Source organism: Rhizobium sp. LjRoot30 (assembly GCF_964253915.1).
Taxonomy (GTDB): Bacteria; Pseudomonadota; Alphaproteobacteria; order Rhizobiales; family Rhizobiaceae; genus Metarhizobium.
In genome coordinates this window covers 285,011-308,560 of sequence record NZ_CAXUSG020000002.1, presented here as the reverse complement: position 1 = coordinate 308,560, position 23,550 = coordinate 285,011, and the positions used below count along the sequence as shown (strand labels likewise).

19 protein-coding genes are annotated in these 23,550 nt (G+C 62.6%); 14 read left to right on the top strand and 5 right to left on the bottom strand.

What is annotated here, in order from left to right; genetic code table 11:
• Position 1: 1 nt before the first annotated feature.
• Positions 2-3,082 (bottom strand): D-2-hydroxyglutarate dehydrogenase YdiJ, encoded by a 3,081-nt coding sequence (gene ydiJ / locus ACSQ3I_RS05405; protein ID WP_435996773.1) that lies wholly within the window; start codon positions 3,080-3,082, stop codon positions 2-4.
• 100 nt (positions 3,083-3,182) lie between these two features.
• On the opposite strand from ydiJ, the gene ACSQ3I_RS05400 reads away from it, so the two are divergent.
• From ACSQ3I_RS05400 to ACSQ3I_RS05380, 5 genes are all read left to right on the top strand, one after another.
• A complete protein-coding gene (locus ACSQ3I_RS05400; protein WP_435996771.1) occupies positions 3,183-3,932 on the top strand; it encodes an SDR family NAD(P)-dependent oxidoreductase in 750 nt (249 codons plus the stop codon).
• Positions 3,925-4,665, top strand: a complete 741-nt coding sequence (locus ACSQ3I_RS05395; RefSeq protein WP_435996769.1) for an SDR family oxidoreductase — start codon at positions 3,925-3,927, stop codon at positions 4,663-4,665. The genes ACSQ3I_RS05400 and ACSQ3I_RS05395 overlap by 8 nt, the downstream gene beginning before the upstream one ends.
• 19 nt (positions 4,666-4,684) lie before the next feature.
• A complete protein-coding gene (locus ACSQ3I_RS05390; RefSeq protein WP_435996767.1) occupies positions 4,685-4,891 on the top strand; it encodes a hypothetical protein in 207 nt (68 codons plus the stop codon).
• Positions 4,888-5,679: a pyrroline-5-carboxylate reductase gene (locus tag ACSQ3I_RS05385; protein WP_435996765.1), complete on the top strand. Its 792-nt coding sequence runs from the start codon at positions 4,888-4,890 to the stop codon at positions 5,677-5,679. Before ACSQ3I_RS05390 ends, ACSQ3I_RS05385 begins: the two co-directional genes overlap by 4 nt.
• A gap of 113 nt (positions 5,680-5,792) precedes the next feature.
• The gene (locus ACSQ3I_RS05380) at positions 5,793-5,975 is read left to right on the top strand and encodes a hypothetical protein (protein WP_435996764.1); all 183 of its coding nucleotides are present in this window, start codon (positions 5,793-5,795) and stop codon (positions 5,973-5,975) included.
• Between the two features lie 55 nt (positions 5,976-6,030).
• On the opposite strand, the gene ACSQ3I_RS05375 is transcribed toward ACSQ3I_RS05380, so the two are convergent.
• Complete coding sequence (locus ACSQ3I_RS05375; protein WP_435996763.1) at positions 6,031-8,790, bottom strand: GAF domain-containing protein; 2,760 nt, start codon at positions 8,788-8,790, stop codon at positions 6,031-6,033.
• A 253-nt stretch (positions 8,791-9,043) separates the two neighbouring features.
• On the opposite strand from ACSQ3I_RS05375, the gene ACSQ3I_RS05370 reads away from it, so the two are divergent.
• Both ACSQ3I_RS05370 and ACSQ3I_RS05365 read left to right on the top strand, forming a co-directional pair.
• A complete protein-coding gene (locus tag ACSQ3I_RS05370; protein WP_435996762.1) occupies positions 9,044-9,469 on the top strand; it encodes a low affinity iron permease family protein in 426 nt (141 codons plus the stop codon).
• Positions 9,470-9,655: 186 nt separating this feature from the next.
• On the top strand, positions 9,656-11,137 hold the full coding sequence (locus ACSQ3I_RS05365) for a diguanylate cyclase domain-containing protein (RefSeq protein WP_435996761.1): 1,482 nt from the start codon (positions 9,656-9,658) through the stop codon (positions 11,135-11,137).
• 79 nt (positions 11,138-11,216) lie between these two features.
• On the opposite strand, the gene ACSQ3I_RS05360 is transcribed toward ACSQ3I_RS05365, so the two are convergent.
• Positions 11,217-12,239 (bottom strand): LLM class flavin-dependent oxidoreductase, encoded by a 1,023-nt coding sequence (locus ACSQ3I_RS05360; RefSeq protein WP_435996759.1) that lies wholly within the window; start codon positions 12,237-12,239, stop codon positions 11,217-11,219.
• 83 nt (positions 12,240-12,322) lie between these two features.
• Positions 12,323-12,979, bottom strand: a complete 657-nt coding sequence (locus ACSQ3I_RS05355) for an alpha/beta hydrolase family protein (RefSeq protein ID WP_435996757.1) — start codon at positions 12,977-12,979, stop codon at positions 12,323-12,325.
• A 339-nt stretch (positions 12,980-13,318) separates the two neighbouring features.
• Between ACSQ3I_RS05355 and ACSQ3I_RS05350 the strand changes: the two genes are divergently transcribed.
• From ACSQ3I_RS05350 to ACSQ3I_RS05335, 4 genes are all read left to right on the top strand, one after another.
• Entirely contained in the window at positions 13,319-14,110 is a 792-nt protein-coding gene (locus tag ACSQ3I_RS05350) for a lysine/arginine/ornithine ABC transporter substrate-binding protein (protein WP_435996755.1), read from the top strand.
• Between the two features lie 66 nt (positions 14,111-14,176).
• Positions 14,177-15,421: an NAD(P)/FAD-dependent oxidoreductase gene (locus ACSQ3I_RS05345; RefSeq protein WP_435996754.1), complete on the top strand. Its 1,245-nt coding sequence runs from the start codon at positions 14,177-14,179 to the stop codon at positions 15,419-15,421.
• A gap of 33 nt (positions 15,422-15,454) precedes the next feature.
• On the top strand, positions 15,455-16,384 hold the full coding sequence (locus ACSQ3I_RS05340) for a LysR family transcriptional regulator (protein WP_435996752.1): 930 nt from the start codon (positions 15,455-15,457) through the stop codon (positions 16,382-16,384).
• 98 nt (positions 16,385-16,482) lie between these two features.
• The gene (locus ACSQ3I_RS05335; RefSeq protein WP_435996750.1) at positions 16,483-18,741 is read left to right on the top strand and encodes a heavy metal translocating P-type ATPase; all 2,259 of its coding nucleotides are present in this window, start codon (positions 16,483-16,485) and stop codon (positions 18,739-18,741) included.
• Positions 18,742-18,750: 9 nt separating this feature from the next.
• Here the strand turns inward: ACSQ3I_RS05335 and ACSQ3I_RS05330 are convergent, their stop codons facing one another.
• The gene (locus ACSQ3I_RS05330) at positions 18,751-19,680 is read right to left on the bottom strand and encodes a bifunctional enoyl-CoA hydratase/phosphate acetyltransferase (RefSeq protein WP_435996748.1); all 930 of its coding nucleotides are present in this window, start codon (positions 19,678-19,680) and stop codon (positions 18,751-18,753) included.
• Between the two features lie 295 nt (positions 19,681-19,975).
• Here ACSQ3I_RS05330 and oiaX point away from each other — a divergent pair, with 295 nt between their 5' ends.
• From oiaX to ACSQ3I_RS05315, 3 genes are all read left to right on the top strand, one after another.
• Positions 19,976-21,229, top strand: a complete 1,254-nt coding sequence (gene oiaX / locus ACSQ3I_RS05325; RefSeq protein ID WP_435996746.1) for a 3-oxo-isoapionate-4-phosphate decarboxylase OiaX — start codon at positions 19,976-19,978, stop codon at positions 21,227-21,229.
• A gap of 5 nt (positions 21,230-21,234) precedes the next feature.
• Positions 21,235-22,569 (top strand): four-carbon acid sugar kinase family protein, encoded by a 1,335-nt coding sequence (locus ACSQ3I_RS05320; RefSeq protein WP_435996744.1) that lies wholly within the window; start codon positions 21,235-21,237, stop codon positions 22,567-22,569.
• Positions 22,570-22,666: 97 nt separating this feature from the next.
• Positions 22,667-23,494, top strand: a complete 828-nt coding sequence (locus ACSQ3I_RS05315) for a phosphogluconate dehydrogenase C-terminal domain-containing protein (RefSeq protein ID WP_435996742.1) — start codon at positions 22,667-22,669, stop codon at positions 23,492-23,494.
• Positions 23,495-23,550 lie beyond the last annotated feature (56 nt).

Below are 23,550 nucleotides of genomic sequence, written 5' to 3'. Positions count from 1 at the left end.
ATCACATATCATACATGGCGCGGCCTTCCAGGGGAAGCGTCTCTTCTTCTTGAAGAATTGCCCGGATGACCTGCAAGGGATGCGGCATCTGGCGTTGCTCCATGAGCTTGACCTGCGACCGGCAGGAATAACCCGTTGCCATCAGCACATCGTCGGCCTTGGCTTGTGCCAGCGCCGGCTGCCAGCTCATGCCGTAGAGTTTTTCCGAAAGGTCGCGATTGCGCACCTCATGGCCGAAGGTTCCGGCCATGCCGCAGCAGCCGGTTTCGGCCAGGGCAAGATGGACACCCAGTTTCGCGAAGACGGCCTTCCACTGATTGGTCGACGAAGGCGCGTTGGTGCGCTCGGTACAATGGGCCATCAATCGATGTGGTGGCCGGTCGATGGAAGGCGCGCGGGCAGGGAAGCGGTCCAGCGCCGTGACGAGCCATTCCTGGGGAAGCTGGATATGCGCTCGGGTGCGGGTTGCGGCATTGCCGGCATATTCGCTGCGATAGGTTAGGGTCATCGACGGGTCAATGCCGACCAGCGTTATGCCGGTATCGGCAAGACGATCCAGCAACCGCGAGGTTCTTCCCGCCACCTTCTCGAAGGCGCCGAGATAGCCGTGCACATGCAAAGCCTTGCCGTTGATGAGCGATGGCGACACGAAGGCGCGAAACCCGAGGCGACCGGCAATATCCACGGCATCCAGAAGAATTTGCGGATCGAAATGCTCGGTAAAAGCGTCGGGCACGAAAACGACGGATCTGGCCCGTTGCTCGGGACTCAAGGCCGCGAGCGCCTCCGGCGTGGCAACCGGCACCCGAGCGCTCGTCAACGTGCGGCGCAGCGACAGCGAGGGCAGGGCGGGCAAGGCCGTCAGGCCGACGAGCCGCATGGCGGCTTTTCCGAACGTTGAGGTGACGAAGAGATTGTAGAGCGGCCTTGTCCGCGCCATCAGCGGCAGCATGGTCTCGATGGTGGCGATCAGCGGATCCTTCAGCGGTCGCAGGTAACGACCATAATAAAGCTCGAGAAATTTCGCCCTAAAGGCGGGCACGCTGACCTTGACCGGGCATTGGCCGGCACAGGCCTTGCAGGCGAGACAGGTATCCATCGCCGCCCGAACTTCGTGGGAAAAGTCGTCGCGGTTGGCGGGGTTCAGCGTGTTCCACATCCGCCTGATGAGCTGCAGCGGTGCCGTCAGTCGTAGCTGCCTTGCCGCCTCCTGCTGCGGCCGGACACCCTTTTCCGCCAGCCGCCGCAACCAGTCGCGCATCAGCGACGCACGGCCTTTCGGCGAAAAACGTCGATCGCGCGTCGCCTTGTAGGAGGGACACATCAACCCGTCGAGATCGAAATCGAAACAGGCGCCGTTACCGTTGCAATAGGCGGCGTTATCGAAGGCGGCGCGGATCTCGTTGCCGATGATGCGGTCGGAGGTTCCGCGCAACGGGATCTCGTCGATCTTCGGCAGGACGGACCCCGCGGGCGTTACGATCTTGCCGGCGTTCAACTGGTTGAGCGGATCGAAAGCCTGCTTGATGTCCTGCAGGCGCGGATAGAGCGGTCCGAAGAAGGCGGGCACATATTCCGATCGCACGCCCTTGCCATGTTCGCCCCAGAGCACGCCGCCGTATTTTTGCGTCAGGGCGACGACCGCATCGCTGATCCGACGGACCATGGCCGCATGCTCGGGGCGGGTCAGGTCGAGAGCCGGCCGCACATGCAACACGCCGGCATCCACATGGCCGAACATGCCGTAGGTCAACCCCTCCCCATCAAGCAGCGCACGGAACTCCGCGATATAGGCGGCGAGGTTTTCCGGTGGAACGGCAGTATCCTCGACGAAAGGCACCGGCCGGATCGGGCCGTCGACATTGCCGAGCAAGCCGACCGCTCGTTTGCGCATCGTCCAGACGGCCTCGATATCGGCTTTTGCGCGGGTGATGGTAAAACCCTTCCTGCCGGGAAAGGGGCTGCCTTCCAGCGCTGCGGTTACGGCGGACAGCCGCAACGACAGCTCCTCCAGTGTGTCGGCCAGCACTTCGGCGATATTGATGCCGTTCGTCTGGCCGTCCGCATCGTCGGGAAAAAAGGAGGCGATGCGCGGCCAGATGATATCGCCCTTGGCAAGGCGTAGCACCGTTTCGTCCACCGTCTCGACTGACGCGACGCGCAGGCCGACGAGATTGCGCGCGTCCTGCAGCGCGGCCTGGAAATCGTTATAGCGGATGTTGATCAATGCCGCGTGGGCGGGAATAGGCAGCAGATTGAGTTCCGCCTCCGCGATCATCGCCAACGTTCCCTCGGAGCCGCAGAGCACGGCGTTGAGATCGAACCGGCCATCCTCGCGCCTGATATGGGCGAGATCGTACCCCGTCATGAAACGATTGAGTTTCGGAAAGATTCTTTCGATCTCTTCGCCGTCTTCAGTGGCGATACGGGCCAGTATGCGATGAATATCGCCGATGCTGTCCTGTCGCGCCTGCAGAACCCGCAGTTCATCCTCCTCTACCGGGCGGGAGAAGAAATCGGTGCCATCGACCAGCACGATCCGCAGGCCCAGCACATGATTGCTCGTCTTGCCGTAGAGGCAGGAGCCCTGTCCGCAAGCATCGGTGGATATCATGCCGCCGATGGTGGCGCGGTTCGAGGTGGAAAGTTCCGGGGCGAAGAACAGGCCGTAGGGGGCGAGCGCCTTGTTCAGCTGGTCCTTCACGACGCCGGCCTCAACGCGGGCGATGCGACGAACCGGGTCGATCTCCAGTATCCGGTTCATGTGGCGCGAACAGTCGACGACGATGCCGTTCGTCAGCGATTGGCCGTTTGTGCCCGTGCCGCCGCCACGTGGGGCAACGGTGATGCGAGCGAACTCGGGCCGGGCAAGCGCCTTGGCAATCGTCTTCAGATCATCGATGTTCTTCGGAAAGACGATGCCCTCCGGCTCGACCTGATAGATCGAGTTGTCGGTCGAAAACACCGTGCGATCCGCCGCCGCCACGGCGATGTCGCCTTCAAGGCCGACAGCAGCGAGATGCTGGAGGAAGCCTGCGCCGGGCGATGGCGCGCGCCTTGCGGTGTCGAGGCGGGGAATCATGGGCAGGGTTCCAAAAACGGCTTGCGCTTCATTCAAGTTGGCATATAAGTGATAACATACCAATATGGTGGCGCAACCTGAAAATCGCGAGGTAGGAAACGTGAAGAACCAGTCTGTTGTCATCGTCGGCGGCGCATCTGGCCTCGGGCTTGTGACGGCGAAGCTGATGATCGCGCACGGCGCGACGAAGATCGGCCTCATCGATCGCAACGAAGCGCTGCTCGCTTCGTCGGCGGCGGAGTTGCAGGCACTCGGCGCCGAGGTGGCGACCGCAGTCGCCGATATCTCCCGGGCAGAAACGGCGCATGCGGGCTTCGACGCGGTTGCCGGTAAACTCGGCCGCATCACGGCGCTGGTCAACAGTGCGGCAATCTATCCCCGCAAGGCCATTCTGGAAATCACCGACGAGGATTGGGACCTGGAGAACGCCATCAACGTCAAGGGCACCTATCACATGATGGTGGCGGCGGTGCGCCATATGCGCCAGTTCGTCAACCTGCCTGAGGTGACGGGCCGCATCGTCAACATCACCTCTGTCGATGCCTTCAAGGCGCATCCGCAGAATGCGCATTATGCCGCAACGAAGGCGGCCGTCGTCAGCCTGACGAAATCCTTCGCGCAGGAATGCGCCAAAGACCAGATCCTCGTCAATTCCGTGGCGCCTGCAGGTTTTGCCACCGATCGCGCCAAGGAGCTTGGCTTCCTGCCCGAGCTTGCGAAAGCCAGCGCGCTCGGCCGCGCCGCCGAGCCGGTCGAAATGGCCGAATGGATCGTCATGATGGCGTCCGGACGCAACACGTATGCGACCGGCGAAAACGTCGTGATCAGCGGGGGCTACATCTATGTCTGATGCCTATCGCGTCGCGGTCGTCACGGGGGCGACCAGCGGCATCGGCAAGGCCATCGTGCCGATGCTGCGCAGCCGAGGCCTCGCCGTCTATGCGGTCGGCCGCAATGAGGAAGAACTCGACGCACTTGCCGCATCGTCCGGCGCAATCGCCGTGAAGGCGGATGTGCGCGACACGACACGCATCGCCGCGGCGCTCGACGGCATCGAGGTCGACGTTCTCGTCAACAATGCCGGCATCCTGTCGGCCCGGGCCGCCTTTGCGGAGATCGACCCGGCGGAAATCGACGCGATGATCGATATCAACCTCAAGGCGCCGATGCACCTGACGCGGTTGGTCCTGCCCGGCATGGTGGCACGCAAGCGCGGCCATCTCATCTATATCGGCTCCAGCGGCGGGCAGGCGCCCTATCCGTCGATGAGCGTCTACGGCGCCTCCAAGGCCGGCCTCAGCCTGTTCTGCGACAACCTGCGCTGCGACCTGCTCGGCAGCTCCGTACGTGTCAGCGAAATCGTGCCGGGCCGGGTGCAGACGGCACTCTACCGCACCTCCATTCCCGGTGGCCAGGCGAACGCCGTGCTTTACGATGGTTATCGGCCGATCCAGCCGGAAAATATCGCCCAGATCGTCCATGACGTGATTGCGCTTCCCGTGCATGTCGATGTCGCCCGCATCGAGGTTTTTCCAACCGACCAGGCGACCGGCGGCGGCACTATGGTAAAGTTCGAGGCGTAGGCTGCACCACGAGGGAAAGATGATGTCCGCGACCGACGACACGCCACTGGGCAGGGTGGAGGAAACGCCCGATCCCATCCGCTATTACCGGCCGGTGGCGATCCGCTCTGTCGTGGCAGCGCATAAAATGATCCCGCGTTGTCCCGCAGCGCCCGCCGGAACCCATGTCCGGCGCGGCCGCGATGCTGCCGGCCAGCTTCCATACGATCCCGGAGGATTGAAATGACGGCCTTTCCCGTGTCCACCCGGCTCGGCTTCATCGGTACCGGCACGATCACCGAGGCGATCGTCAGCGGTATGCTGTCGGGCGGCGGGGATCTCCCCGACATCACCGTCTCGCCCCGCTCGGCTGCAACGGCCGGCAGACTTGCCGCCCGCTCGCCAAAAGTGCGTATCGCCGGCGGCAACCAGCAGGTCGTCGATGCGGCCGACATGGTTTTCCTCGCGATCCGGCCGGATGTGGCAGAAGAGGTCGTGCGCGCGCTGCATTTTCGCCCGGGACAATTGGTCGTCAGCCTCGTCGCCACCGTCGATCATGAAACCCTCCGCAGCTGGATCGACGTGCCGGTCGAAATCGTGCGCGCCGTGCCATTGCCCTTTGTCGCCACCCGCAGCGGCGTCACGACGATCCTGCCGCCGGCTCCGGCGGTCGAGGCTTTTTTCGGGGGCCTCGGCATAGCGGTTCCGTGCCGGTCGGTCGAAGAATTCGAACTGCTGGCGACCGCAAGCGCGCTGATGGGATCCTATTTCGGCATTATGGATCACGTCGTCGGCTGGCTTCGGCAAAAAGGCTTGCCGGCGGAAAACGCACGCGCCTACCTCGCACCGCTGTTCGCCAGCCTGTCAACCACGGCCTTGAATGCTCCGGCGCTGTCGCTGGAGGATCTGCGTCACGAATATTCCACCAAAGGCGGGTTGAACGAGCAAATGTTCGCCCGCTTCCGCGAGCATGGCGGCACGGACGCCTTGACCGCGGCGCTCGACAGCGTCCTCGACCGGGTCCGCAAGCGCTGAAGTCCACCCGCGGCCTCATTTCCCAAAGGAGGGAACAAGTGCATCCGCTTTGCCGTTGAAGCAAAGGATCGGCAGTGCCGGTCTCTTATACTCAACGATCAAGGAGAATGGATATGGCGACCCATGCCGGTTCACCGCAGGCCAAGGCAGCGCAGAATAACCCCAAGGGCGCGAATCCTGAAAAGGCGGCCTCGGGCACCAAGCCCAACAATACCGGCAATGCATCCGGCGCCCATGGCGGCAGCAACGAGCATCACGTGAATGCCGCCGCGAAGAAAGACACCAGGAAGCAGTAGAGTTCGATGTGGCCTGCTTGATGCGGGCCTTGAGTGGCAGGACAGGGCCACACCGCTATACTGTTTCTTTCGCTGATCTCATATCCAGGACGAAGCGCACCTTGTTGGCCAGCTCTTCGATGGTGAAGGGTTTTGTCAGAAGGTGCGTGTCCGGCTCCAGGATGCCGTTGTGAACGATTGCATTGCGTGTGTAGCCGGTGGTGTACAAGACGGCAATGTCGATGCCTTTTGCCTGAAGGCGATCGACCATTTCCCGTCCCGACATTCCCGGCATCACCACATCGGTAAACAGCAACGAGACCGGTTGGCCACCATCGATACGGTCGATCGCTTCCGCCGCATTGGCCGCTTCGACGACAGTATATCCAAGTTCCCGCAGCGCATCGGCGGAGACAGTGCGGACGCGCTCGTCGTCCTCCACCACCATGATGGTTTCGTCGGGCCTTCCCGGCGCAAGTTGCAGTACCGTTTCCGCCGCGGCAGCAACAAGCGCCGAGCCGTAATGCCGGGGCAGGTAGATCTTCACCGTCGTACCGACGCCGACCTCCGAATAAAGCTTCACCGCCCCGCCGGACTGGCGCACGAAACCGTAGACCTGGCTGAGCCCCAAGCCCGTTCCCTTGCCCACTTCCTTCGTCGTGTAGAACGGATCGAACGCCTTGGCGACGACGCCATCGTCCATGCCGATACCGGTATCGGTCACCGCCACCAGCACGAACTGACCGATTTTCAAACCTGCTGCCCGCGCATACTGCTCGTCGACATAGGCATTCGAGGTTTCTATCGTCAGCCGCCCGCCGTTCGGCATGGCGTCGCGGGCATTGACACAGAGATTGAGCAAGGCGCTCTCGATCTGGGCCGGATCGGCATTGATCTGCCAGGCGCCGGCGGCCAGCACGGTTTCGAGCACGATGGTTTCGCCGAGTGTGCGGCTCAGAAGTTCGCTCATGCCGGCGACCATGCGATTGGGATCCAGTGGCTGGGGCGCCAGCGGTTGTCGCCGGGAAAAGGCGAGCAGGCGCCGCGTCAAGGTTGCCGCACGCTGGGCCGCATCGGTTGCCGCATCGACGAACTTGCCGACATCCGTATCGCCGCGGGCGAGCCTCTTCTGCAGCAGGCTGAGGCCGCCAATGATGACGGCCAGCATATTGTTGAAATCATGGGCGATACCGCCGGTGAGCTGGCCGACGGCCTCCATCTTCTGTGCCTGCCGCAGTTGTTCTTCCGCCTTGCCGCGTTCGGCCACCTCTTGGGCTACCCGCTCTTCGAGCGTGGCGTTCAACGCCTGCAACGCCGTTTCCGCCCTGCGCCTTTCGACGAGTTCCGCCTCTACCTTCTGGAACAGCCGGGCGTTGTCGATTGCAGTCGCGGCGTGGCCGGCAATGCCGAGAAGGGCAGTCTCGTGCTCCTCGCCAAATCGCCCGGTCTCCTTGTGGCCGAAAAGCAGGCCGCCGAGAACCTCGCCGGAACGGGAAACAACCGGCACGGCCAGATAGGAGCGAACCGGAAGATGGCCTTCCGGCATGCCGTTTTGCGGCGCATTGCGGCCGTAACGGGGGTCGGCGAGAATATCTTCGGATCGCACAACGCCCCGCCCGAGAAACGTCGGCTCGAAAACGGAGGTGATGCGCGGCATCGGAGAGTTTTCGAAGGCGCTGCGTGGAGCGCCCGAAAGTGCGTAAAGCTGGTAGCTTTGCCCATCCTCGTCGATGGCATTGTAAAAAAATGCGCCGAATTCTGCCCCGGATAGTTCCACGCCGGCATCCGTGACGGTCTGGACGATCTTTCCCAGGTCGCGTTCGGCGGCAACGGTCGCGCCGGTGTCGCTGACGATCTTGAGGTGGCGTTCGGCCTTCTTCTGCACGGTGATGTCCCGCGCAGTGCCGACAAACCGGACGCGCCGGTCGCTGGTGGTGACGACGTCGCCATTGGCGGCGATCCAACGCTCCCGCTGATCGCGTGGGCCAATCGTCCGGTATTCGAGATTGAAGGGCTGCGGAACGGTGCTGGTGATCGCCTGCTGTACTGCCTGGTGCGACCGTTCGCGATCGTCCGGGTGAAGGCCGGCGAGGAAACTGCCCTCGTAGGTTATCTCGGCGTGCGCAGGCAGGCCGAAGAGTTCCTTGCAACGGTTGTCCCAGGTCAGCCGGTTGGCGGTGACGTCAAAATCCCAGATACCGATAAAAGCGGCGTCCGTTGCAAGTTTCAGCCGTTCGGCCGCGTCGCGCGCCGTCTGGTCGGAGCGGACCCGCTCGATGTGCGCCCAGGACCGTTCGGTCACCTCGTGCAGCAGGGCGAGTTCCGCCGCAGTCCAGACATGCGGCTGCTTGTGGTGGATGGCCATCAGCGCCGTCAGGCGACCAAGCTTGACGAGCGGCATGCAGATGGTGGCGGTGATGCCGATGGCCTGGAACGTGGCGGCTTCCTGCGGCGCCAGTTCGGCCAGATTGTTGTTGATCACCAGCGGCCGCCCCGCATGCAGATCCCATACGGCCCGCGCACCGAAGGCGGCCAGGCTGTAGTAGCCACGAATGCTCGCCGAGCCCATGGCACTCCAGTCGCCGCGAATATTGAAGTGATCCTGGTCCGGCTCCATGTCCGCATAAGCGCAGATGGAGACGTTCAGGAACTGTCCCAGCATCCGTGTCGTGATGTCGAGGATCTCGTCGGCATCCGCACTCGACGCCGTCGCTTTGCCGAGCACGTCCAGAAACCGCAGACGCGCCTCGCTTTCGGCCAAGGCGTCGGCGGCCCGGCCGGAGCTGTTCTCGCCGGCCTGCAGGAGATGGGAATCATCGTCATTCTGGACGGACACGTCAGCAAACCTATGATTGACCTAAGTGGAAGGAATCAACGGATTTAATTTGTTTACAAGACCCCTGGAGCCCGCCGCTATCAAAAATGACATCACCGGCAGTTGCAGCCACGATACAGGCTCAGGGCCTGTCATCGCAAGCCGTCCGCAATCTCCGTCCCGGCCTGTATTCGATCTGTCGTCGGCTGGCGCAACTCTTGAGCTTCGAATGCGTTTTCGCTGTCGATCAAGGCATTCAAGCAGGAGCATTTCCATGCGTATTTCGGATTTCTTTTGCCGTTTCTCCAATGCGGTTGCCGAAGCCAGCGGCAAACCCGCGACTTTCGTCCTGGCTGTCGGGGTCATTCTTGCATGGGCCGTCTCCGGCCCGCTTTTCGGATTTTCCGAAACGTGGCAACTGGTGGTCAACACCGGCACCACGATCGTCACCTTCCTGATGGTGTTCATCCTGCAGAACTCCCAGAACAGGGATGGCAAGGCGCTGCAGGCAAAGCTGGATGAACTGATCCTGACCAGCTCGGCCGAAAACCGTTTCATCGGCATCGAAAACCTCGACGAGAATGAATTGCGGCGTCTGACGCAGATGCTCAAGGAAGCCGCCGACAGCGAACCCGACAATCATCTGGAACGCAAGATAAGCCGCCTGGTTCGGAAAAACGCGCTCGACCAGGCCGGATGAAGTACACGATCCGCCACCAATAGGGCTGATTGAAAAAGGAGGCGCTCCGTGCTGAACTGCCGCACGATTGATTTGACGCGATCCTGAAACAGTCAAGCAGCGGTTTACCTTTCGCGGCTAATAGTACGGATACGCTGAATTTTTGCGCTTCCGGCGCGCATGCTTAACTCGTTTCCAGGTGGTTAAATGTCCGAGACATTCGATTCCGACGTGTTCAACCTCTCGCCGATTGCGATGTGGATCGAGGATTTCAGTGACGTCAAAGCGCTGTTCGATCTCTGGCGTGCGCAAGGGGTGGCGGATATCCGCGCTTTCCTGCGCGAAGACACGGCGCGGATCACGGAATGTTCGGCCCGGATCCGGCTGCTGAACGTCAATGCCAAGACGCTCGAGCTTTTCGAAGCCACCGATCTCGATCATCTCCGCGATAACCTGCACCAGGTCTTCCGGGACGACATGCTGGAAACGCATGTCAACGAATTGGCCGATCTTTTCGACGGAAAGCTGGTTTTTTCCAGCACGACCGTCAACTACACCCTTTCCGGCCAGCGCCTGGATATCCAGCTGCGCGGCGCGGTGATGCCGGGTTACGAAGGCACGCTGGGCAAACTGCTCCTGACCACCGAAGACATCACCGTACGTGAAGATGCTCGCCGTGCGGAAGTCACGCAGCGACTGTATGCCGAGGGGATCTTCGAGCATTCGCCCGTATCGCTCTGGATCGAGGACTTCAGCGGCATCAGGAGCCTCATCGAAACCGTGCGGGATCGTGGCATCGTCGACTTCCGGACGTTCATGGACGTGCACCCGGAGTTTGTCCGCCAGTGCATGAGCGAAATCCATGTGATCGACGTCAACCAGGCGACGCTCGACCTCTTCTGCGCGCCTGACCGCCTGACCCTGCTGCAGCGCCTTGGCGAGATTTTCCGCGACGACATGGAAAAGCCGTTCCGCGAGCAGCTGATGGAACTCTGGAACGGGAACCTGTTCCACCACCGCGAAGTCATCAACTATGCACTCGACGGGGCGGAGCGCCACATCCTGCTGCATTTTTCGGTCTTTCCCGGCTACGAGGAAAACTGGTCACGCGTTCAGGTCGCGCTGACCGATATCACCGCCCGCAAAAAAGCCGAGGCCTACCTCGAATATCTCGGCAAGCACGACGTGCTGACGAAGCTCTATAACCGCGCCTTCTATGTCGACGAAATCAACCGGTTGGAGCGAAAGTCGCTGCGCCCCGTTTCGGCGATCCTGATCGACCTCAACGGCCTGAAGGATGCCAACGACCAGCTCGGCCACGATGCCGGCGACGCCCTGTTGCGGCGGTTTGGGGAAATTCTCAACGGCGCGGTCTCGCGGCCGAATTGCGCGGCACGCATCGGTGGCGACGAATTCGCCGTGCTGATGCCGGGGACAGACGCCAAGGCGGCAAACTCGATGCTGGAAACCATCAACGAACTGCTGAAGATCAACAACCAGTTCTATTCGAGCGCGCCTCTCAGCGTATCATGCGGCGTGGCGACCAACGAGCCTGGCGAAAGCATGGAATCCCTCGTCAAGCGGGCCGACCTGTTGATGTACGAACAGAAGAAAGCCTACTACGAAACCAAACGGATCTCCGCCCTGAATACCGGCCGACTGGCGCGCCGCAGTCCGTCGCTCGCCTGACCGTGGACAGATGCCAGAACGGGCGATACCCACCGTTCTGGCAAAGCCTGCAGGCACCGTTTGATCTGCGCGGCCGGCGTCAGCGCCAGCCGAGTGCCGGAGCGACATGCTTGAGGATCGCCTCGATCACATGGGCATTGTACTCGACGCCGAGCTGGTTGGGCACGGTCAGAAGCAACGTATCGGCCTCGGCGATGGCTTCGTCCTCCGCAAGCTGCTTGATCAAGACGTCGGGTTCTTCCGCATAGGAGCGCCCGAAGATCGCGCGGGTGTTTTCATCGATGTAGCCGATCGAATCCTGCTCCTTGCCGCCGCGGCCGAAATAGGCGCGGTCGAGGTCGTTGACCAACGCAAATATGCTGCGGCTCACCGACACGCGGGGTTCGCGGCTGTGCCCGGCCTCCTTCCAGGCATCGCGATAGGCGCGGATCTGCGCCGCCTGCTGGATATGGAAGGGTTCACCGGTTTCGTCGTTCTTCAGCGTCGAGCTTTGCAGGTTCATGCCGAGCTTGGCAGCCCAGACAGCGGTCGCGTTCGAGCTTGCGCCCCACCAGATCCGTTCGCGCAACCCTTCGGAATGCGGCTCGAGGCGCAGCAGGCCCGGCGGGTTGGGAAACATCGGCTGCGGATTGGGCTTGGCAAAACCTTCGCCCTTCAGGAGCTGCAGCAGAACTTCCGCATGGCCGCGGCCCATGTCGGCATCGCTGGTGCCTTCCTGCGGCTGGTAGCCGAAGTAACGCCAGCCGTCGATGACCTGTTCGGGCGAGCCGCGGCTGATGCCGAGCTGCAGGCGTCCGCCGGCGATCAGATCGGCAGCGCCGGCATCCTCAGCCATGTAGAAGGGGTTTTCGTAGCGCATGTCGATCACGGCGGTACCGATCTCGATGGTTTTCGTCCTGGCGCCGACCGCCGCCAGAAGCGGGAAGGGCGAAGCGAGCTGCCGGGCGAAGTGATGGACGCGGAAATAGGCGCCGTCAGCGCCGAGTTCTTCGGCGGCGACCGCAAGATCGATGGACTGGAGCAGCGTATCGCCGGCGGAACGGGTCTGCGATTGCGGCGAGGGCGTCCAATGGCCGAAGGAAAGGAAACCGATTTTTTTCATGATGTTGCCTTGAAGTTCGTTTGGCCGGGAAGCCTACAAGATGGGAGGAGAAGCCCGCCAGGATAAGGGGGTGAACACTGTGTTCAGCGATCCGAAATATGGCGATTCAACTGCCGGATCCAATCGTGTGTTTCCTCGGCCATGCGGGCGAGATGCTGGGCCGCGGTGTATCCGGAAACGCTCTTGCGCGGCTTGAGATCGTGATCGCCATCCTCCAGCCAGAGCAGCGCGATCGACGAAGACAGTGGATAGGCGCTGACCTCGTCGCGCGTGCCGAATTCGTCACGCGTACCCTGGCAGATGAGGGCGGGTGTCTTCAGGGTTTCCAGGTGGGCGGTGCGCAATTGTGCCGGTTTGCCGGGCGGATGAAACGGATACCCCAGGCAGATGAGACCGGCGACCGCGCCCTCTGCCAACAGGCTATCAGCCACCATGCTGGCGACGCGGCCGCCCATGGATTTGCCGCCGATGATGAGCTTGCCTTTGATCGGTACTGCTTCGACCGCACGCCGATATTCCGGTATCAGCAATTCCGCCTTCGGCGGCGGCTTGCGCGAGACGGAATTGCGTCGAGCAGCCATGTAGTCGAATTCGAAACGGGCCACGCGCAGCCCTGCAGCTGTCAGTGCGGCCGTTGCTGCCGTCATCGACGCCGAATCCATCGGTGCGCCGGCGCCATGGGCAAGCAATATGGTCGCCTCGGCATCGTCCGGGCCGTCAAAAAGGAAATCCGGTTGCAAGCGTGGCTCCTGGGTTGGAGGAAGAGTGGTACCCTTCATATCGCGCTCGGGCCGCGGTCACCAGAGGCAGGCGCACGAGGTGAAGGTCCACTTTGTCCAACCTTTGTGGTGCCCGCCCCATTCTTTTTTCTGCAAGGGGCGATCGTCAGGGCTCATTTTACGAGAGAAGATCATGGCCTGCGGGGAAGATTTCATGCTCTTCCACTTTCCAGGCAGCCAGGATGCAATGCGATAGTTACATTCACCAGATTTATGCAAATGATGCGTTATATAAATTTGCTTGCCGTTGGCAGGCGCGTAATGTGGGGCGTCAAAAAGAAACGCGCCAGAGGGCTTCTCATGTCGATCAAGATTGCGGCGATTGCCGCCAACCTCGTTCTCGCCACGCTCGTGGCGGTGTCGCCGGCCAAGGCCGAAGAGCCGCTGAAGATCAAGATTGCCACCGAGGGCGCCTATCCGCCCTTCAACTCCGTCGATACGGCCGGCAAGCTCGTCGGCTTCGACGTCGACATCGCCAACGCGCTGTGCGCCGAACTCAAGGCCGAATGCGAACTCGTGGCGCAGGACTGGGACGGCATCATCCCGGGTCTGCTTGCTAAGAAATACGACGTGATCATTGCGTCGATGTTCATCACCGAGGAACGCAAGCAGAGCGTCGACTTCACCAACCCTTATTACAAGGCAGCCATGACCTACGTCATGAAGAAGGGTGAAGACGCCTCCGTTCTCGACAAGCCCGATCTCGGCGGCAAGTCGGTCGGCGTCCAGGCCGGGACGACCCAGGCCGCCTTCGTCGAAGCCATGCATCCGGATGCGGACATCAAGCAATATCCGACCCAGGATGAAGTCAACCTCGACCTCGCCGGCGGCCGCCTCGACATGCAGGTCGGCGATCTCGTGCCGATGCTCGAATGGACGGAAAAGACCGAGGACGGCAAGTGCTGCGCCCTGACGGGCAAGCCGATCACCGATCCGAAATATGTCGGCGAAGGTGTCGGCATGGCCATCCGCAAGGAAGACGGCGCCCTCAAGGAAAAGCTGAACGGCGCCCTCGATGCCATCGTCGCCAACGGTGTCTACAAGTCGATCAACGACAAGTATTTCTCGCTCGACATCTACAAGATGGAGTGATGCCTTTTCCGGCTCCGGGCGGCCGATCGCCGTCCGGAGTTGGTCGTAATTGACGGATCAAGTCCCATGACATCGGAAATATTCGTGCTCGGTGCCGGCATCGTCGGTGTCAGCGTTGCCTTGCATCTGCAGGAACGTGGCCGCAGCGTCGTTCTCCTCGACCGCAATGCGCCCGGCGAAGGCGCCAGTTTCGGCAATGCCGGCCTGATCGAGCGGGCCAGCGTCATTCCCTACGCCATCCCGCGTGACTGGCGGGCCCTGCTTGGCCACGCCTCGAACCGCAACGCCGCGGTTCGTTACGACCCTGCCTTCCTGCCGCGGATCGCGCCGTGGCTGCTCGGTTATTGGCGTGCCTCGCATCCCGACCGTCTGAAGAAGATCGCCAGCGAGCTTCTGCCGCTGATCGAGGCCTGCCTCGGCGAACATGAACGGCTGGTGGACGCTGCCGGCCTGTCGCACCTTCTGCGCCGTGACGGCTGGATCGAGGTCGTCCGCAGCGCTGCGACGCTGGAAGAGGCGGGCCGCCGTTCGGCCGACATGCAGGCCACCTACGGTCTCGCCTCCGATGTGCTCGACCGGCAGGCGCTGACGCGCCTTGAGCCCGCCTTGCGCTCGGCGGCCATCGGCGGCATCCACTGGCGCGATCCGTTCACCGTTTCCGATCCCGGCGCCCTGACCAAAGGATATGCCGCCTTGTTCGAAGCGCGCGGGGGTACGATCCTGCGGGAAGGTGTCAACCACATAGCGCCGGAAGGCGCAGGCTGGCGGATCGCTACCGAGAACCGATCCCACAGCTCCGCCGAGGTGGTGGTGGCGCTTGGCGCCTATTCGAATACGCTGCTTTCTCCGCTCGGATATCGCATCCCGCTTGTCGCCAAGCGCGGGCACCACATGCATTTTCGTCCCGAAGGCGAGGCGACGCTGCGGCATTCCGTGCTTGATGAGGAGATCGGCTACGTGCTGTCGCCAATGACGGCGGGTATCCGGCTGACGACCGGGATCGAGCTTGCCGCGCCGGATGCGCCCGCAAATCGTATCCAGCTCGACCGCGCGGAACGACGCGCCCGCGAAATCTTTCAACTCGGCATGCCCGTCGAGGACAAGCCCTGGCTCGGGCTGCGCCCCGCCACGCCGGACATGAAGCCGGTTATCGGGCCGGCAAACCGGCACCCCGGACTTTGGCTCGCCTTCGGCCATGCCCATCACGGACTGACGCTCGGTCCGGCCACCGGCCGGTTGCTTGCCGAACTGATGACCGGCGAAACACCCTTTGCCGATCCTTCGCCTTTCGACATCGGCCGATTTCTCTGATAGGTGCGATAACCGTATCATCGGGATGTCGGCATGCGGAATGAACGGTTCTTGAGGGATCTCGACTGGAACCTGATCTTCATCTTTCAGGTCATCGTCGAGGCGGGTGGCATCACCGCCGCCGCGGAACGGCTTTTGCGCACGCAGCCCAGCGTTTCCAATGCGCTCGGCCGGCTGGAAGCGGCGGTCGGGCACCGGCTGATCCACCGCGCCCGCGGCACCTTCCGGCTCACCGAATACGGCCAGCTTTTCCACGAGGAAGCACTGCGCGTCGTCCACGGCGTCGAACGCATCGCCGATCTTGCTTCCGACTCGGCCGAACCCAACCGCTACCTGCGCCTGCTCGTCGCCAACCACATCGATTGCGCCATCTTCGATCGCGCGCTCCAAACCTTCAACGCCCGTCAGCCGGGCGTGAAGATCGAGATCGAAACCGCGCCCTCCGGCGTCGTCGTCGAGCGGGTGCGCAGCACCGATGCCGCCATCGGTCTGTGCATCCTCAACCGGGCGCTGCCCGATCTTGCTTGCCGTTACCTCGGCTCCAGCCGCATGGCCTTTTATTGCGGCCGCAATCATCCGCTTTTCGGCCGCGAGGCGCTGACGCTCGACGATCTGGACGCACACAACTACATCTCCTTCGAAAGCGATCATCTGGAGGCGGGCCTCGATGCGGTGGCGCGGGTCGGCATCGGCAACCGTTTTCGAGACAACCGCATCGCCAGTTCGGCCAATGACGAGGAGATCCTGCGGCTGATCGAGGCGGGGATCGGCTTCGGGCCGCTGAACGTGTCGATGGGGGCTTTGTACGCTAAGGAGGGCAGGCTGTGGCAGCTGCCGCCCTACGAAGACCTGCCGACCGTGCGGAACTATCTCATCACCAATCCCGCTCGGCTGATGACACGGGAAGACGTCACCTTCATCGATGTCGTCGAGGCGATACGCGACGCTGACGGCGGCCGTTGAAGGCCCGGCCGCAAACTCGAAAAAAATCGAAAAGCACCCCTTGTTCCTCTAGTGGCTAGAGGTCGTAGAACCTGTCTTACGAACAGGAGAAGCGACCGATGACCACGCCTTTGCAAACACGTTTCCGGGTCGACGGCATGGATTGCGCATCATGCGCCAGCAAGATCGACACGGCGGTGCGGCGCATGCCCGGCGTCGCCGATGTCTCCGTGTCGGTGACATCAGGAACAATGACAGTCAGCCATGACGCGGCCAGCGACCTCGAAGCCATCGGCAAGAAGGTTTCGGGGCTTGGTTACGACGTGGCCCGGTTGACGCCGCGGGAAGCTGCCCAGGCGCAGGAGCATGTCCACGGCCCGCGCTGCAGCCATGATCACGGCGCGCACGCCCATGACCACGAACATGGCGAAACGCATGGTCACGATCATGCTCCGTCTGCCAAGAAGACCGCCGCGGAGATCGAGGGTTTGCACGGCCATGACCATGGCCCAAGCGAAGGCCCCTGGTGGAAGAGCCGCAAAGGCCGGCTGACGATCATGGCCGGTGCGGCCGTCGCCGTTGCTTATGGCATCGGCCATCTGTTTCCCGCAATCGGCCCCTATGCCTTTGCCGCGGCCATGCTGGTCGGCCTGCTGCCTATCGCCAGAAGGGCGATCATGGCGGCGATGGCCGGCACGCCGTTTTCCATCGAGATGCTGATGACGATCGCCGCCGTTGGCGCACTGGTCATCAATGCCACGGAAGAAGCGGCTATGGTGGTCTTCTTGTTCCTCGTCGGCGAACTTTTGGAAGGCGTTGCGGCCGGCAAGGCGCGTGAAAGCATCAAGGCGCTGACAAAACTGGTGCCGAAGACCGCTCTTGTCGAGAAGGGCGGAAAGGTCCGCGAAGTCGCAGCGGAAAAGCTCGCCGTCGGTGCGGTGATCCTGGTGCGCCCCGGCGACCGTATTTCCGCTGACGGGGTGATTGTTTCGGGCGACAGCGCCATCAACGAGGCGCCGGTCACCGGCGAAAGCGTTCCTGTGCGCAAGGAGGTCGGGGACACGGTGTTTGCCGGCACGGTGAACGGCGATGCTGCGCTGCGTATCCGCGTCACGGCCGCTGCCGAGGACAATACCATCGCCCGTGTCGTGCGACTCGTCGAGGAAGCACAGGAATCCAAGGCGCCGACGGAGCGCTTCATCGACCGCTTCTCAAAATATTATACGCCGGGCGTCGTGGCCGTCGCCGCGCTGGTGGCGATCCTTCCGCCGCTGGTTGCCAGCGCCTCCTGGTCCGAATGGGTCTACAAGGGCCTGGCGATCCTGCTGATCGGCTGCCCTTGCGCGCTGGTGATCTCGACGCCGGCAGCGATTGCTGCGGCTCTTTCGGCCGGCGCGCGCCGCGGGCTGCTGGTCAAGGGCGGCGCCGTGCTCGAAGGGTTGGGCAAGCTGACCGCAATCGCGCTCGACAAGACCGGGACGCTCACCGAAGGCCAGCCGAAAGTCACCGACATCATCGCTTTCGGTAAGGACGCCGCTTCGACGCTGCGCCTGGCCGCCGCATTGGAAGTGGGGTCCAGTCATCCGCTGGCGGTGGCAATTCTTACCGAAGCGAAAAACCGTGGCATCGACATTCCCTCGTCAGCCGACGCCAAGGCCTTGGGCGGCAAGGGTGTTATGGCAACGGTCGAGGGGGAGGCGGTGTTCCTTGGCTCGCCGAAGGCTGCGGCCAAACGTGTGCCGGTCTCAACGGAGCAGGCAGAGATGATTGCCGCGCTCAACGACGAGGGTAAGACCGTGTCCCTGCTGGTTGCCGGCGGCGTGCTGGCCGGGGCGATCGCCATGCGTGACGAGCCGCGGGCAGATGCGGTTTCGGGCCTTAAGGCGCTCACCGATGCCGGCATCCGCACCGTGATGCTGACCGGAGACAACAAGCGGACGGCAACGGCCATCGGCAAGACGCTCGGCATCGAAGTCCGCGCCGAACTGATGCCGGAGGACAAGCAGCGCATCGTCGGCGAGTTGCAGAAACAGGGCCTTGTCGTCGGCAAGGTCGGCGACGGGATCAATGACGCGCCGGCACTGGCCGCCGCCGATATCGGCATCGCCATGGGCGGCGGCACGGATGTGGCGCTGGAAACCGCCGATGCCGCCGTGCTTCACGGCAGGGTAGGGGATGTGGCGCTGATGGTGGACCTGTCGAAGCGCGCCATGCGCAACATCGTCCAGAACATCGCCATGTCGCTCGGCCTCAAGGCGGTTTTCCTGGTCACCACGATCATCGGCATCACCGGCCTTTGGCCGGCCATTCTCGCCGATACGGGAGCCACGGTGCTGGTGACGATGAACGCACTCAGGCTGCTGCGCCCGATCCGGTAACGGGCGAGCTTACCGCAGGCGCCCGTTCATCCGGGCGTCTGCAACCAAAACGGCGAGCGCGCAGGAAAGTAGCCGCGTGCGTTCGCTGTCGGCGCGGCTCGTCAGGATCACCGGCACCCTGGCGCCGAGCACGATGCCGGCTGCCTCAGCATTGCCGAGGAAGGTCAGTTGCTTGGCCAGCATGTTGCCGGCTTCGATATCGGGCACGACGAGAATGTCGGAATGGCCGGCCACCACGGAAACGATACCTTTTTCCCTAGCGGCTTCGGGGCTGATGGCATTGTCGAAGGCCAGCGGGCCATCGATGAGGCAGCCGGTGATCTGCCCGCGCTCCGCCATCTTGCAGAGGGCCGCGGCATCGAGGGTGGCCTGCATTTTCAGGTTGATGGTTTCGACAGCGGCCAGCACCGCGACCTTCGGCGGCGCAGCCTCGCCGAAGATCACACGCCAGAGATCGACGGCATTCTGGACGATATCGGCCTTCACTGGCAGGTCCGGCAGAATGTTGACGGCCGCATCGGTGATGATGAAGGGCTTCGGGTAGGAGGCGATGCTCATCAGGTAGGAATGCGAGATGCGCCGCTCCGTGCGCAGCCCGGCGTCAGCTCTCACGATCGCGCCAAGCAATTCGTCGGTATGCAGCGATCCCTTCATGATAGCGTCGACCTGGCGGGCGGCGGCCAGCTCGGCCGCTTTTGCGGCGGCGGCATGACTGTGCTCGACATCGACGATGTCCCAGCCGGCGATATCCACCGATGCCTCCTGCGCTGCCGCGACGATTTTCGCAGCGGGGCCGATCAGCACAGGGACGATCAGCTTTTCCCGCACCGCTTCCGCTGTTGCCTCGATGACGTTGGCTTTTACCGGGTGAACGATGGCCGTCCGTGTCGGGGAAAGGGTCTGGCAGAGGGCGAGGATCGCGTCGGTCTGTTGGCTCATCTGTGGTCCTGTCGCTCCGGTTTCGATGCGGCCGCGACGCTATCCTGGTGAAGCGAGCGTCCGGCCGGACGGACTATAGGCAGCACATCATGAAAATCCAGAGACCGTCATCCCGGTTTACCGTGATGTGATGTCGGTCGTTTCGCGTATGCGGGACGGATGGCGGGTGCCGGCTTTTGTGTTGGCGAAGGTATCGAAGGGCTTGCGTCATTGATATACTCATTATACCAGTATGCCAATTTCGTCGCCGCGAACATCTGGCGTGAAAAGATACCAGCGGGGAGGAGCCGTCGGCATGATCGTCGTCACTTATCGGATCGAGACACCCGGCAGCATCGAGGCCATGGCGGAGAAGATCGCCAGCGACCAGTCGACCGGCACCTTCGTGCCGGTTCCGGGCGAGACGCCGGAACTGAAAGCGCGCGTCGCTGCCCGCGTACTCGCCATCCGGCCGCTGGCCGATGCCGAGCGCCCGTCCTGGCCGGAAGTCGCGGACGATCAACGGCCGCTCCGCCGCGCCGATGTCGATATCGGTTTTCCGCTGGAAGCGGTCGGAACGGATCTCTCGGCCTTGATGACCATCGCCGTTGGCGGCATCTTTTCCATCCGCGGTTTTACCGGTCTGCGTGTCGTTGACCTGAAACTGCCGGACGCGTTTCGCGGCGCCTATCCTGGGCCGCAATTCGGCATGCCGGGCAGCCGGAGGCTGACAGGCGTCGAGGGCCGGCCGATCATCGGCACCATCGTCAAGCCGGCACTCGGGTTGCGGCCGCACGAGACCGCGGAGCTGGTCGGCGAACTGATCTCTTCCGGCGTCGATTTCATCAAGGACGACGAGAAGCTGATGAGCCCGGCCTATTCGCCGCTCAAGGAGCGGGTGGCGGCCATCATGCCAAAAATCCTCGACCACGAGCAGAAGACCGGCAAGAAGGTGATGTATGCCTTCGGCATTTCCCACACCGATCCGGACGAAATGATGCGCAATCATGATCTGGTGGTGGAAGCCGGTGGCAACTGCGCGGTGATCAACATCAATTCCATCGGCATGGGCGGCATGGCTTTTCTGCGCAAGCGCTCCAGCCTCGTCCTGCATGCGCATCGCAACGGCTGGGATGTGCTGACCCGTCATCCGGGCATCGGTTTCGATTTCCGTGTCTGGCAGCAATTCTGGCGTCTGCTCGGTGTCGACCAGTTCCAGATCAACGGCATCGGCGTCAAATATTGGGAGCCGGACGACAGTTTCGTCTCCTCCTTCGAAGCCGTGACGACGCCGCTCTTCGATAAAAGCGACTGCGCCCTGCCGGTTGCAGGCTCCGGCCAATGGGGCGGGCAGGCGCCGGAAACCTATCGCCGCACCGGGCGCACTACCGATCTCCTCTATCTCTGCGGCGGCGGCATCGTCAGTCATCCGCAAGGCCCTGCCGCCGGCGTGCGGGCCGTCACCCAGGCGTGGGAGGCAGCGGTCGCCGATATCCCGCTGGAAACCTATGCAGAGACCCATCCTGAACTGGCCGCCTCGTTGAAAAAATTCGGCGGCAAGGAGTCGTGAGCGCCATGGCACCCCTTCTGACTTATTACGGCGACGATTTCACCGGCTCCACCGATGTCATGGAGGCACTTTCCTCCAATGGTGTCGAGACCGTGCTGTTCCTCGGCATACCGAGTGACGATCTTCTCCAGCGCTTTTCCCATTGTCGCGCCATCGGCATCGCCGGCACCAGCCGCAGCGAAACGCCGGGATGGATGGAGGAGCGGTTGACGCCGATCTTTCGCTGGCTGAAATCCCGCCATGCCGCGATCTGCCATTACAAGGTCTGCTCCACCTTCGATTCCAGCCCGGCCATCGGCAACATCGGCAAGGCGGTGGAAATCGGCAAGGCGATCTTCGATCAGCCCTATGTGCCGCTCGTCGTCGGCGCGCCGCAATTGAAGCGATATACGGCGTTCGGCAATTTGTTCGCTGCCTACCAGGGGGAAATCTATCGTATCGACCGGCATCCGGTGATGAGCCGCCATCCTGTCACGCCGATGCGTGAGGCCGATCTCGGCCGGCATCTCGCCGAACAGACGGCGCTGCCGACCGGTGTTGTCGATCGGGTAACTCAGACATTGCCGGATGCTGAAACTCGCGTTGCGCGATTCTGCGCCGAGCAGCGCGGCATGGTTCTGTTCGATGTCGACGGCCCTGAAACGCAGGCCAGCGCCGGCCATCTGCTGTGGCAACTCCGGCGCCTCGACGGCTGGTTCGTCGCCGGCTCTTCCGGTATCGAATATGCCCTGCTGTCCGCCTGGAAGCAGGAGGGACTGACAACCGGCGCGACGCATTTCCCGCTACCCGGCAAGGCGGAACGCATCGCCGTGGTCTCCGGTAGCGTTTCCCCGACGACGGAACGGCAGATCCGCACCGCCGCGCAATCAGGCTTCGAGGCGGTTGCCGTCGATCCGCTGGAACTGCTGGGAGAAAATGCCATGGCGGCCCTGGAACGCGCCGTCGCCACCGGCCTCGATGTTCTCGGTCGTGGTCTCAGCCCTATCCTCTATACGGCACTCGGCCCGGCGGCTGACCGCGGCGGCGAGATCGACCGCATCCCGGGCAGCCGGCATACGCTGGGCCGCCTCCTGGGAACGATGCTCCGCCAAATGGTCGAGCAGGCGCAGTTGCAACGCGCCGTCATTGCCGGCGGCGATACGTCGAGCCATGCGCTCAAGGAATTGCATGTCGATGCCCTGACCACGCTTTTGCCGCTGCCGCAGACCCCCGGTTCGCCGCTCTGCACAGCGCACGGCGACTTCGCCGCCACAAACGGACTGCAGATCGCCTTGAAAGGCGGCCAGGTCGGCGCTGACGGATATTTTGCGCAGATTCGCGACGGCCTCGCGGCCGCGTGAGCGAAAAAGGTAAAAAAGTCGTTCGCATTCTGATATGCTGATTGACTCATTATACCAGTTGATTATAGTTCTCCAAAACAAACACAGGTGAGGAAACATGACTGCGATCGCGTTGTTTGGCGCCGGCGGCAAAATGGGCTACCGGCTGGCCAAGAATCTCAAGGGCTCGCGTTTCGACGTGCGCCATGTCGAGGTCAGCGATGCCGGCAAGGCAAGGCTTCAGAATGATCTCGGCCTGTCCTGCGTGCCGGTCGAGGAAGCCCTCAACGGCGCCGACGTGGTGATCCTCGCCGTTCCGGACACGGCCATCGGCAAGGTCGCCGCCGGCATCGTCGACAAGCTGCCGGCCGGCACCATGGTTGTGGCGCTCGATGCAGCCGCACCTTTTGCCGGCCATCTGCCCGTCCGCGGCGATCTCACTTATTTCGTCACGCATCCGTGCCACCCGCCGATCTTCAACGACGAGACGGACATGCAGGCGAAGAAAGACCATTTTGGTGGTCTGTTCGCCAAGCAGCACATCGTTTCCGCGCTGATGCAGGGGCCTGAAGAGGCTTATGCGCTCGGCGAAGAAATCGCCAAGGTCATCTGGGCGCCGGTCATGCGCTCGCACCGCGTCACCGTCGAGCAGATGGCGATGCTGGAGCCGGGCCTTTCCGAAACCGTCTGCGCCTCGCTGCTCGTCGTCATGCGTCAGGCCATGGATGAATGCGTTGCCCGCGGCGTGCCGGCGGAAGCCGCCCGCGACTTCCTGCTCGGCCACATGAACGTGCTCGGCGCCGTGATCTTCAAGGAAGTCGACGGCGTATTCTCCGATGCCTGCAACAAGGCCATCGAGTTCGGCATTCCGGCGCTGATGCGCGACGACTGGAAGAACGTTTTCGAACCGGCGGAAATCGCCGAAAGCATCCGCCGTATTACCTGATTTTTATTTGCCGGGGGAATGTCTCCCCCGGCCGCCATCTGTCCTGCAGGGAGCGG